This is a genomic window from Virgibacillus salarius (genome assembly GCF_039521925.1).
GTDB classification, from domain to species: domain Bacteria; phylum Bacillota; class Bacilli; order Bacillales; family Amphibacillaceae; genus Virgibacillus; species Virgibacillus salarius.
Genome location: NZ_BAAACY010000099.1, coordinates 77,964 through 88,863 on the forward strand (window position 1 = coordinate 77,964; position 10,900 = coordinate 88,863).

Below are 10,900 nucleotides of genomic sequence, written 5' to 3' on the forward strand. Positions count from 1 at the left end.
AGTTCTCAATTATCATAAATTTATCAAGCACGATTCTTATTCATCGTATTTCTATAATTAGTTTTACGAAAAACAAATTTGGCTTTTTACCGCATTTATTTTATCATAAACATAGAAACAAAAGAAGAGTAGACCATACATACTCTATTAGTTTTAAATCGTAGGGGAGAGATATTATAGAATGAGCTTAGAAAAACCATCAGCAGAAAATTTAAAGATTTTACTTGATGAAATTGCTGAACAACTAGATGTTGTTAATCGCACGATAATGGATCCGGAAGATTATGATTTGAATAAATATGAAGAGATCAAATTTATGTATGATATGATTAAACAGAAAGGGCGACTCAGCGCTCAAGAAACACAAGCTTTTATTGAAGAGCTACGATCTGTTCGAAAGCATTAAGTGAATACGTAACGATTCCCATTATGAAGTTCGCGGGACAGAGGCCTGCCCACACGAATACAGAACCAAAAAAGATGCTCCTTCACTTAGCTAAGCTTAATGAGTGAAGGAAATCTTTTTTTGTAGTCTAGGAAATTATAAAATTTACCCATGTGGATAAATGGCGCGTGTTGAGTCGCTTGCAAGGGGAGCTCCCAAACTTACATTCTATTTAACTGTAATAGTGGTTTCTCATAAGAATGAAAAGTGTGAGCTGTTGCTTCCTGCGAGAGTGCGTCAGTTTTTGTGTACAAAAACTGACGCACTACTGAAAAAACAACGGCTCATCCTAATCGTTCTATCTACTTTAAAACAACTGTAGTTGTTTTATGAATTATATTTATCTATCGCTGCTTTTGCAGCACGCTGCTCGGCTTCTTTTTTTGTGCGTCCAATGCCCGATCCATAAATTTCATTTTGAATGAGTACATTAGCAACAAATTCTTTATGATGAGATGGGCCTCTTTCTTCTATAATTCTATACTCGATTGATTGATTTTTAATCTGTTGAATTAATTCTTGTAACTGACTCTTGTAATCCATCGCATGCGAAAAAGCACCATCTGTAATCTTCGGAAATACATGGTCTTCTAAAAATTGTAACGCTGCATCAAACCCCTGATCCAAATATAATGCTCCTAAGAAGGCTTCAAAAACATCAGCAAGTAAAGCAGAGCGGTCTCGACCACCTGTTTGTTCCTCTCCTTTACCTAGTAATATAAATTGACCAAATTCAAGACCTCTGGCAAAGCTAGCTAGTGAAGGTTCACAAACAATAGAGGCTCTTAATTTAGTCATTTCTCCTTCTGGCATATGTTGATGCTTACGAAAAAGATATTGAGATACTCCTAATTCTAGTACAGCATCACCTAGAAATTCCAACCTTTCATTATCCGAAAATACTTCCTTACGATGCTCATTCACATAAGATGAATGTGTAAATGCCTGTCTAATCAATATATGGTTGTGAAACATAATATTTAAATGTTTCTCTAACTGGGCAATTTCCACGCTGGACACCTCAATTTCCATTAAATATACGGAAAGTCCCGCCAAAACTCGCGAGACTTTCTCTTCCTGTTATTCTTGTGTGCTGTTTATGTAGTTAACAGCATCACCAACTGTATTTATTTTTTCAGCCTCTTCATCAGCAATTGTCATATCAAATTCGTCTTCAAGCTCCATTACAAGCTCAACCACATCAAGAGAGTCAGCTTCTAAATCTTCTTTAAACGATGCTTCCATTGTTACTTTTGACTCTTCCACATCAAGACGATCAACGATAATATCTTTTACACGATCAAACACATCTGCCACGTTCCTTCACCTCCTTTCAAGGAAATCCGTAGTATTACATAACCATTCCACCATCAATATGAATCGTTTGGCCCGTAATGTAGTTTGCATCATCGCTTGCAAGGAAGCGTACAACCTTTGCAACATCCTCTGGCTCTCCAAGCTTGTTTAAAGGGATCATTGCTAGCATTTCCTTTTGCTGTTCATCAGTTAAGGCATCCGTCATATCTGTAGATATAAAACCTGGCGCTACGGCATTAACATGAATATTTCTTGAAGCAAGTTCCTTTGCTGTTGTTTTCGTTAAACCTATGACACCAGCTTTTGCTGCTACATAATTTGCTTGTCCAGGATTTCCGCTAACTCCAACAATGGAAGCTACGTTAACAATCTTTCCAGCTCTTTGCTTCATCATTTGTCTTGTAACTGCCTTTGTACAAACAAATACACCTTTTAAATTGGTATTAATTACTTGATCGAATTCTTCTTCTTTCATTCTCATTAATAAATTATCTCTCGTTATACCGGCATTATTAACAAGAATGTCCAATGAACCAAAATTACTTACTACTTCTTTAATCATTGATTTAACACTTGCCTCATCAGCTACATCAGCTTGCACGATAAAAGCATTAGAGCCCATCGCTTTAATTTCTTCGACAACAGCTTTCGCTTTATCTTCGCTCCCAGCATAATTCACGGCGACATTCGCACCTTGTTTTGCTAATTCTAATGCAATGGAACGGCCTATACCACGAGACGCTCCTGTAACCAATGCGTTTTTGCCTTTAAGCATTATTAATCCCCCTTAAACCATGATATAAAGTCATTTAATGAAGCAGTATCTTGAACAGCAAACGTAGTAGTATTTCGATTAACCTTCTTCACCAAACCACTTAACACTTTACCATTTCCTACTTCTACAAATGCATCTACTTCTTTCTCCATCATATTTCTAATTGATTCCTCAAATCGAACAGGAGAATACAGTTGTTTAATTAATAGTTCTTTGATCTCAGCATTCTCCCTTACTGGTGAAGCTGATACATTTGCGTAGATAGGAATCGCTGCATCATTAATCGTTACCTTGTTTAAGTACTCTGAAAATGCCTCATTAGCCGATTTCATAAGACGAGAATGAAATGGTCCACTGACATTTAACGGAAGAACGCGTTTAGCACCTTTCGCTTTTAAAATTTCTTTGGCCATCTCGATACCTTTAACTGACCCAGAAATAACAATTTGTCCTGGACAATTTAGATTAGCTAGATCTATAACTTCTTCATTTATTTCACTAAGCCCAGCTTGAATCGTCTCACTATCTAACCCAAGCACTGCCGCCATTGTACCTTGTCCTTTTGGAAAAGCCTGCTCCATTAATTTTCCACGTGTTGCTACAAGTGGCAAAGCTTCCTCTAACGAAATAGCTCCAGCAGCTACTAATGCGCTGTATTCTCCAAGACTATGACCAACCGTCATTACTGGCTGTACTTCCATATCTAATAACATGGTGTGAAGAGCGATGCTTGTTAATAATAAGGCCGGCTGTGCATTTTCTGTTTCTGTGAGTTCCTCTTTTGGCCCTTCAAACATAATTTTTGTTAGATTCTTTTGTAAAATTTGATCTGCATCATCAAAGAGTTTTTGGATCTTAGGTGATGCTTCATATAGTTCTCTTCCCATTCCTACTGTCTGGGACCCTTGCCCAGGAAACATGAAGGCAACCTGCTTCATTATTTGTCCCCCTCCAAATTCATTGTCTCAATCGTTTGTTTAATCGTTTCCGTAATTTGGTTATTAACCATGTGACACGTCTGTTTAACTGCATTATATATGGCGTTTGAATCAGATGAACCATGCGCCTTCACAACTGGTGCTGCTAATCCGAATAATCCTGCCCCGCCATATTCTGCATAATCTAGTTTTGCTTTTAATCCTTTCAAGTCGTTTTTAATCATACCAGCGGCAATTTTCGTTTTTACAGATGACATAAATGTCTCTTTAAGCATGGAAAACATAGCCCCGGCAGTTCCTTCAATTGTTTTTAATGCAATATTACCAGTGAATCCGTCAGTTACTACAACATCTGCAACGTTAGTTAACAAATCACGCGCTTCGACATTGCCGATAAAATTAATTGGCGTATCACTCAAAAGGTGAAACGCTTTTTTAGTAAGGTCATTCCCTTTCCCATCTTCGGTTCCAACATTTAATAACCCTACCCTAGGATTGGTAATAGAGCGCACTTGCTCGACATAAATAGAACCCATTAACGCGTATTGTAATAGGTGATTCGGCTTCGCATCAACATTTGCACCTACGTCCAATAGCAGGAATCCTTGCCCATCTAAAGTGGGTAATGTCGGACTTAGAGCAGGGCGCTCAATGCCTGTAATTCTACCAACGATAAAGAGACCTGCGCTCATTAATGCTCCCGTATTTCCAGCAGAAATACAAGCATCGGCTCTACCTTCTTTTACCTCTTGGGCCATTAAGACTAATGACGCCTTCTTTTTCCTGCGAACCGCACGTACAGGTTCATCTTCTGAAGTAATTACTTCTGTTGTATGTAAAATATCAATATTTTTAGTATCTGTTAAGTACTCATTTATCTTCGCTTCATCCCCAACTAGGGTAATATGTAGTTGGTCAATCTCAGAGACAGCTTTCATCGCTCCAAGTACTACAGCTTTTGGTGCATGATCGCCACCCATGGCATCTATTGCAAGTTTCATTTATTGTTCTCCTTTTTGTTCATTAGGTTGATACATATGGAAAATACCAGTAAACACTGTTTCATTTTCTACAATGCTGTTAACATGAACAATCGTAAGTCCTTTCTCTTTTCCTTCAACTACAGCCTTCGCAACCACGCGTTCGCCTTCTTTAACCTGTCGTGTAAATTTCAATTCTGATTTAGCAGTTAGAGCTAATTCATCATTAATCACAGCAACAGCAAGAGAATTTGCCTGAGCAAACAAATGATGACCACGGGCAATTTTATTACGCGAGAATACATGCTCCGCACCAATGTCTAAAATTGAGATTGCCCGATTATCTAATTCCAAGTCAACCACTTCTCCAATTACTTCTTCAAGTGGTAATGCTTTAACAGTTTCATTCCATTGGTTCGTAGCAACTGATTTAATCCGCTGCCTTAATTCAGGAATAGAAAGCTCCATCCGATCTAACCGGATCGTTTGGATACTGACAGAGAATTGTTTTGCCAATTCTTCATCTGTAATAAAAGGTGTCTTTTCAATTGTCTCTTTTAATAATCGTTGTCGATCAGATTTTGGTCGTTTCATGCTTGCACCGTCCATATTTTTTATGACTTGGTCCTAATAGTAATATATAATACCTTGCTTGTTTATGCAAATATTTCTTAGTCTAATTTCTCGTTAAAAACGGAATTTTCCTCTACATATTGCTGCAGTAAACGGAATTCCGGATCATCTTCTAACAGGTTTTCATCAATGATGTTCTGCGCATCCTTTCGTGCTGTTTCTAAAGCTCGATAATCATGAATCATATCAGCTACTTTAAATTCGGGTACACCACTCTGTTTCCTTCCAAAGAAATCCCCTGGTCCCCTCAATCGTAAATCCTCTTCAGACAAAGCAAATCCATCGGTTGTTTCAGACATAATCCGCATACGTTCTTTTCCTGTTTCTCCTTTTGGGTCGGCAATTAAAATGCAGTAGCTTTGTTTAGCACCTCGTCCAACCCTTCCCCGCAATTGATGGAGTTGTGATAGTCCAAACCGCTCAGCATCATAAATAACCATAACTGTTGCATTCGGTACATTAACACCAACTTCTACAACTGTTGTCGATACTAGAATCTGTACTTCATTATCAGCAAATTGTTTCATTACAGCATCTTTTTCTTCTGTTGGCAACCTACCATGCATGAGACCAATTTTTATTTCTTCTGGGTAGAACGCTTGTAGCTGTTGATATACATCTACGGCATTTTGAATATCTAATTTATCGGACTCCTCAATGAGAGGACAGATAATATATGCTTGTTCTCCGAGAGAAATTTGTTTATGGATAAAATGAAGCACACGATCCAGCGTATTTTCTTTTACCCAGTATGTCTCAATTTCCTTTCTGCCCATAGGCATCTCATCAATGACGGATACATCCATGTCGCCAAATGCTGTAATAGCTAAAGTCCTAGGGATTGGGGTTGCTGTCATAAATAATACGTCAGGCTGAAGACCTTTTTCACGTAAGATACGCCTTTGCTCTACACCAAAACGGTGCTGTTCATCTACTATCACAAATCCAAGGTCATCAAAAATGACATCCTCTTGAATCAGCGCATGCGTCCCTACGACAATATTTATCTCATGTTTCTCAATACCTTCAGTTATTGCTTTTCTTTTTTTACCTTTTACAGAGCCAGTTAATAACGTAACATTCACTTTATCATCAAACAATTCAACTAGTGATTGGAAATGCTGCTCTGCTAAAATTTCTGTAGGTACCATTAGCGCACCTTGTTTACCTGCCGTAAGTGAAGCATACAAACATATTGCAGCAACCGCTGTTTTTCCCGAGCCTACATCCCCTTGTAAAAGACGACTCATTCTGTAGGGAGACTTCATATCGGATAGAATTTGATTTAACGATTTTTCTTGTGCATTTGTTAAAGCAAATGGCAAACTTGCAATAAATGCCTGAACAAGATCTGAATTATAATGTTGCGCATTTCCTACAGTTGCCTCACGTTTCAACTTGCGAAGTAGCTGCATTTTTAGTTGAAATAGTAAAAATTCTTCATAGATAAATCTCCGTCTAGCATGCTTTAATGCTACTCTATGCTTAGGAAAATGCATCATCGTAAAAGCTTCACTACGAGTAGGTATTTTATAACTTGCTAGATATCTATTTGGTAACAATTCTTCTATTTCCGTGGAACAAGCCTTCAATGCTTGTTGAATTAATTTCTTCAGCTTAACATTAGTTATATTGCCTTTAACAGAGTAGATAGGCTGAATTTCTGCCTGTTGATTGGCATGGCCCTTCTTATAATTACTAACCGTAATTTGCAAACGATGGGCATCCCACTTCCCAGTTAATGTGACCGTGTCCCCCTGATGAATTTGTTTCTTAGCGAAAGCTCGATTAAACATAACTGCTTTAACAGCAACCTGTTCAACTTCGAGGGTAAAGGTAAGTCTTGATTTTTTTTTGCCATAAAAAGTAAGAGAAGGATCATGAATCACCCTTCCCTCAATCGTAACTTTATCATCATGAATTAACTCACTAAGAGGCCTAATTTCGAAAATATCATAGCGATAAGGAAAATGATTTAATAAATCTTCAATCGAATAGATATGCATCAGTGCAAGGTCTTCTGCCATTTTATCGCCGATGCCTTTTAAGTTTGTTACAGGCTCACGTAACATGTGAATCACTCTTTCTAACTTGTAATCCCAAATAGTTTATCTTTTAGAAAACGACCAGTTGGTGTATCGGCTAATCCACCTTCACCAGTCTCACGAAGACTTGAAGGCATTTGTTTCCCAATTCGATACATAGCGCCAATCACTTCATCGCATGGTATTCTACTCGTTACACCAGCCAACGCCATATCAGCAGATACAATTGCTAGTGAGGACCCCCCAGCATTTCGTTTTACACAGGGAACCTCTACTAAACCTGCAACAGGATCACAAACAAGGCCAAGCATATTTTTTAATGTCATAGCAAATGCCTCAGCAGACTGCTGAGGAGTGCCGCCCGCCATTTCAACGATCGCAGCTGAAGCCATTGCCCCCGCTGAACCAACCTCTGCTTGACATCCTCCTGCCGCACCGGAAATAAAGGCATTATTTGCAACGACAAACCCAAATGCGCCTGCAGTAAATAAATAACGAATCATTTGCTCACGTGTAGGATGCAACTGATTTTTAACTGCAAATAATGTGCCAGGTACACATCCCGCGCTCCCAGCAGTTGGAGTAGCACATATTGTACCCATTGCAGCGTTAACCTCATTTGTACCCATTGCTTTACTAACTGCATCAAGTAGTAAATTTCCAGATAAAGGAGTTTTCTCTTTCATGTAATTTTGTATTAATACCGCATCGCCACCAGTTAACCCCGTAACTGATTCAACACCTTTCAAAGCGTCCTCGATGGCGTTTTCCATTACTTGTAGGTTTTTCTCCATCTCTCCATATATTTCTTCACGCGTTTTTTCTTTAACTTCCATTTCCTGCCGAATCATTACTTCTGAAATTAAGATATTTTCATTTTCAGCAATCTCTACTAATTCCTTCACTGTACGAAACATATAATTCCACCTCTCTTGTTAAAACACTAGCTGACAATTTTGGAAATTTGAATAATGTGTTCAGCGTTATCCAATTCATGTAGCACGTCGTCATCTACATTTTGGTCTACTTCAATGACCATTAACGCTTCCTTACCGACATCCTTCCGATTCACTTCCATATGTCCGATATTAATTTGATGTTTGGCAAGTATTGTTGTAACAGAAGCAATCGCTCCGAAGCGATCGTTATGCATAATTAAAATAGCAGGGTGATTTCCAGATAACCGCAATTCAAAGCCATTTAATTCAGTGATTTCCACTTTTCCTCCACCAATCGAAACACCGACCAGTTCAAGCGTATCAGTTTCATTGCCAAGAACTATTCTAGCTGTATTCGGGTGATCGACAGCTGCGCTATCTTCAATAAATTCAATATAAAAATCTCTTTCCTTTGCGATATTCAACGCATTACTCATACGGGTGTCATCCGTTTCAAATCCAAGTAGGCCACCAGCTAAAGCAAAATCAGTACCATGCCCCTTATACGTTTTTGCAAAAGATTCATATAAATATATCTTTGCCCACTTCGGACTTTTTCCGAATAACGTACGTGCTGCCTTACCTATTCTCGCTGCACCTGCTGTATGAGAACTAGAAGGGCCTATCATAACCGGCCCAATAATATCAAAAACAGAATTATATTTCATAGCTATCCACCGCCTAGTTTTAGGTTTACACAGTTTTACAATCTTTTAAAGTAAGGGTATTCATTCCAATAACAAGTCAATTTTATACCCCTAAGCTTCCATAGTAAATTATAACAAAAAAGTCGATATTAATCATTTCCATTATTACCTTGTAAGTATGATAACATGTATATCGCTATTATTTATACATGTTATCCGAATAATTTTGAATCCACTACAAATGCTATTCTTATTCATTATCCATGTCCTGTAATACATTGACTTCCATGTTTATAAGATCTATAATTAAAATTTGTGGATTATACGTTTATAATCGGGTGGGAGAGGGACAGGAGATACGATGAGGAGTTCATATGCCTGATAAGAAACACCAGCATAATTTACAGCCGAACTCAAGTTTTAAAAATGAGTTTATTGCTGGTCTGATAGGCTATTTAACGACAATGTATATTGTTGTTGTGAATGGGTCTATCCTTAGTGAAGCAGGGTTGTCCATTGAAAGTGGTATGGTTGCAACCATTCTCGCAAGTTTTGTTGGAACAGTACTGATGGGAATCATCGGCAGACTTCCGCTCATCATCATTCCAGGTATGGGGATTAACGCATTGTTTGCATACTCTATCGTGGAAGGCACGGAATTGCATTTTCAAGAAGGCTTAGCTGTTGTGCTTGTAGCTGCTATTATTTTTTTAATAACAGCTTTTAGTAAGTTAGGTGTATTGTTAAGAGATGCTATTCCCAATTCACTGAAACATGCAATCACTGTTGGTTTGGGTTTTTTCTTAATCTTAATTGGGCTAGAAAAAAGTGGACTTGTTATTAGCGGGGAAAATACCATCATTGCGATTGGTGATTTTAGCTCTGCTACCGTTATTGTTAGTTTATTGACTTTGTTTCTAGCCATATTCTTATTCGTAAAAAATATCCCGGCTAATTTCCTGCTTACCATGTTTGCTGGTACTATTTTTGCTTTCATTGCTGGAACCATAGAAACTGGAAACGAAGCAATAAATATTACATGGAGTGAAATGCTATTTCTGCCTTCATTTTCAGCAATTGATGAGTTATCATTTTGGCTAGCGGTATTCCCTTTATCGATGATCCTTATTTTTGAGAACATGGGTTTATTACATGGTCAGCTGGAGATGTTAAAACGAGAAAATAGGTACTCAAAAGCCTATCAAGTGACTGCTTTTTCAACGTTAACCTGTGCTTTCTTAGGGACATCGCCAACTGTTTCTGCTGCAGAAAATGCTGCTGTTATTGCTTCCAAAGGAAGAACTGGAAAAACAGCTCTCGTTGCCGGAGTATTGTTTCTAGCAACACTTTTCCTTATTCCTTGGATAACAATGATTCCAAATACAGCTATAAGCCCTATCTTAATTATTGTAGGCTTTTTGATGACCCAAAACATTCGATATCTACCATTAGATAACCTATCAGAATGTATACCAGCTCTACTCATAGTTGTAATGATCCCATTCACCTACAGCATTGCTGATGGTATGGCTTTTGGGTTCATTGCATATCCAATTGTAAAAATCGCAATTGGAAAACATCGAGAGTTATCGGCTGCACTAATCGTAATATCTGGTTTGTTCCTGTTTGATTTCATCATGAAGATTATCGGAATATAAAAAAAGGGATATCCCAAAAGTCACGTAAAAATGACGAAAGGGGTACCCCTTTTTTTATAGTCTAGGAAATTATAGAATTTGAGTCTGTGTATACATATGGGCGTGTTGAGCCGCGTCCAGCTCCAGCACCCAGAAACGTAGCGACTTCATGAATCGCCCTAATCTAAGTCCTCATTGGCTCGCAAGCTCACCGTGATTTCCTTTATCTCCATTGGCTCACTCCAGTAATTACGTTTCTAATCGGGCGCTAGCGCTTTTGTTCTAAGTTAAGAAAGTATAAAATCAGTGCAATGACTGCGTTAAGCCAAGTAGTTATTTTGAAATGTTTGATGTATATTGGCAATGCTCCGACTAATTACTTCGCTTTCGGCGGGCACGGCCTCAACTAACTTTGCAAAGAAGAACACGTTGCAAAGTGGATTTTCGGCTCGCGCTAATCCCGGAGGAGTCTACATAATTAGTCTCCGCTATGAGAAGGTGCAACAATTCTTGTCATAAGTAATAGGTTGACTTTTTTTACAATG

11 protein-coding genes are annotated in these 10,900 nt (G+C 38.2%); 2 read left to right on the plus strand and 9 right to left on the minus strand.

Annotated elements, in window-relative coordinates:
• The first annotated feature begins 181 nt into the window (after positions 1–181).
• Positions 182–406, plus strand: coding sequence for a DUF1128 domain-containing protein (locus ABDZ84_RS13325; RefSeq protein ID WP_026680863.1), 225 nt, complete (start codon positions 182–184; stop codon positions 404–406).
• A 366-nt stretch (positions 407–772) separates the two neighbouring features.
• Here ABDZ84_RS13325 and rnc read toward each other — a convergent pair whose 3' ends face one another.
• The 9 genes from rnc to sdaAB all read right to left on the minus strand — a co-directional run bounded on the left by rnc (position 773) and on the right by sdaAB (position 8,739).
• The gene (gene rnc, locus ABDZ84_RS13330) at positions 773–1,456 is read right to left on the minus strand and encodes a ribonuclease III (RefSeq protein ID WP_026680862.1); all 684 of its coding nucleotides are present in this window, start codon (positions 1,454–1,456) and stop codon (positions 773–775) included.
• Positions 1,457–1,525: 69 nt separating this feature from the next.
• Positions 1,526–1,762 (minus strand): acyl carrier protein, encoded by a 237-nt coding sequence (gene acpP / locus ABDZ84_RS13335; protein WP_026680861.1) that lies wholly within the window; start codon positions 1,760–1,762, stop codon positions 1,526–1,528.
• A 34-nt stretch (positions 1,763–1,796) separates the two neighbouring features.
• Entirely contained in the window at positions 1,797–2,537 is a 741-nt protein-coding gene (gene fabG / locus ABDZ84_RS13340) for a 3-oxoacyl-[acyl-carrier-protein] reductase (RefSeq protein WP_026680860.1), read from the minus strand.
• Positions 2,538–2,539: 2 nt separating this feature from the next.
• On the minus strand, positions 2,540–3,475 hold the full coding sequence (fabD, locus tag ABDZ84_RS13345; protein ID WP_343781860.1) for an ACP S-malonyltransferase: 936 nt from the start codon (positions 3,473–3,475) through the stop codon (positions 2,540–2,542).
• Positions 3,475–4,476 (minus strand): phosphate acyltransferase PlsX, encoded by a 1,002-nt coding sequence (plsX, locus tag ABDZ84_RS13350; protein ID WP_026680858.1) that lies wholly within the window; start codon positions 4,474–4,476, stop codon positions 3,475–3,477. The genes fabD and plsX overlap by 1 nt, the downstream gene beginning before the upstream one ends.
• Positions 4,477–5,049 (minus strand): transcription factor FapR, encoded by a 573-nt coding sequence (fapR, locus tag ABDZ84_RS13355; protein WP_166529891.1) that lies wholly within the window; start codon positions 5,047–5,049, stop codon positions 4,477–4,479.
• A gap of 77 nt (positions 5,050–5,126) precedes the next feature.
• Positions 5,127–7,160: an ATP-dependent DNA helicase RecG gene (recG, locus tag ABDZ84_RS13360; protein ID WP_121605236.1), complete on the minus strand. Its 2,034-nt coding sequence runs from the start codon at positions 7,158–7,160 to the stop codon at positions 5,127–5,129.
• 14 nt (positions 7,161–7,174) lie between these two features.
• Positions 7,175–8,050 (minus strand): L-serine ammonia-lyase, iron-sulfur-dependent, subunit alpha, encoded by an 876-nt coding sequence (gene sdaAA, locus ABDZ84_RS13365; RefSeq protein ID WP_026680855.1) that lies wholly within the window; start codon positions 8,048–8,050, stop codon positions 7,175–7,177.
• A 26-nt stretch (positions 8,051–8,076) separates the two neighbouring features.
• Positions 8,077–8,739, minus strand: a complete 663-nt coding sequence (gene sdaAB / locus ABDZ84_RS13370; protein ID WP_026680854.1) for an L-serine ammonia-lyase, iron-sulfur-dependent subunit beta — start codon at positions 8,737–8,739, stop codon at positions 8,077–8,079.
• A gap of 353 nt (positions 8,740–9,092) precedes the next feature.
• On the opposite strand from sdaAB, the gene ABDZ84_RS13375 reads away from it, so the two are divergent.
• Positions 9,093–10,376, plus strand: coding sequence for an NCS2 family permease (locus ABDZ84_RS13375; RefSeq protein WP_026680853.1), 1,284 nt, complete (start codon positions 9,093–9,095; stop codon positions 10,374–10,376).
• Positions 10,377–10,900 lie beyond the last annotated feature (524 nt).

Coding starts and splice junctions, on each gene's coding strand:
- fapR (WP_166529891.1), bottom strand. CDS start 5,049: ATGAAACGACCAAAATCTGATCGACAACGATTATTAAAAGAGACAATT.
- plsX (WP_026680858.1), bottom strand. CDS start 4,476: ATGAAACTTGCAATAGATGCCATGGGTGGCGATCATGCACCAAAAGCT.
- sdaAA (WP_026680855.1), bottom strand. CDS start 8,050: ATGTTTCGTACAGTGAAGGAATTAGTAGAGATTGCTGAAAATGAAAAT.
- ABDZ84_RS13375 (WP_026680853.1), top strand. CDS start 9,093: ATGCCTGATAAGAAACACCAGCATAATTTACAGCCGAACTCAAGTTTT.
- recG (WP_121605236.1), bottom strand. CDS start 7,160: ATGTTACGTGAGCCTGTAACAAACTTAAAAGGCATCGGCGATAAAATG.
- sdaAB (WP_026680854.1), bottom strand. CDS start 8,739: ATGAAATATAATTCTGTTTTTGATATTATTGGGCCGGTTATGATAGGC.
- ABDZ84_RS13325 (WP_026680863.1), top strand. CDS start 182: ATGAGCTTAGAAAAACCATCAGCAGAAAATTTAAAGATTTTACTTGAT.
- fabD (WP_343781860.1), bottom strand. CDS start 3,475: ATGAAGCAGGTTGCCTTCATGTTTCCTGGGCAAGGGTCCCAGACAGTA.
- fabG (WP_026680860.1), bottom strand. CDS start 2,537: ATGCTTAAAGGCAAAAACGCATTGGTTACAGGAGCGTCTCGTGGTATA.